Origin of the sequence: Megasphaera sp. AF13-6AC (assembly GCF_027685385.1) — a bacterium.
Taxonomy (GTDB): Bacteria; Bacillota; Negativicutes; order Veillonellales; family Megasphaeraceae; genus Megasphaera; species Megasphaera micronuciformis.
In genome coordinates this window covers 12676-13313 of sequence record NZ_JAQCUN010000028.1, presented here as the reverse complement: position 1 = coordinate 13313, position 638 = coordinate 12676, and the positions used below count along the sequence as shown (strand labels likewise).

Sequence of the window (638 nt, the reverse complement as noted above, 5' to 3'; positions counted from 1 at the left end):
TGCGGAATTGATTTCCATTCATGCCCAACCGAACGGAATCAATATTAATGATAAGTGCGGTTCCACCCACTTAGAAAGCATCAAAGAAGCCGTGTTGGCACATCATGCGGATTTGGGCATTGCCAACGACGGGGATGCCGATCGCTGTCTTGTTATTGATGAAAACGGCGAAGAACTTGACGGCGACAGAATTATGCTCATTTGTGCTTTGCAGATGAAGGAAGAAAAACGCTTACAAGAAGATACTGTCGTCGGCACGGTTATGAGTAATATAGGGTTTCATAAAGCGGCGAAGGAAATGGGTTGCAAGACGGAAGTTACGGCAGTAGGAGACCGCTATGTGTTGGAGTGCATGCGTAATAAGGGATATTCTCTCGGTGGAGAGCAGTCGGGACATATTATCTTTCTTGATTACAATACGACGGGAGACGGCTTGCTTACGGCTGTACAGCTCATGCGTGTTATGAAGAAACAGGGAAAGAAATTATCCGAATTAGCCGGTATTATGACGAAATACCCTCAAATTTTGAAAAATGTTCGTGTTGAGACCAAGTCCGGGTGGGAAGAAAACACCCTTATTGCCGCGGCCATTTCGGCAGGTGAATCGGAATTAGGCGACGACGGACGCATTTTGACGC

Annotated in this window: 1 pseudogene; it reads left to right on the top strand. The window is 46.4% G+C overall.

From position 1 onward, the window contains the following. Positions 1–638: pseudogene (locus PGX78_RS02950) on the top strand (phosphoglucosamine mutase); the annotation flags it as partial.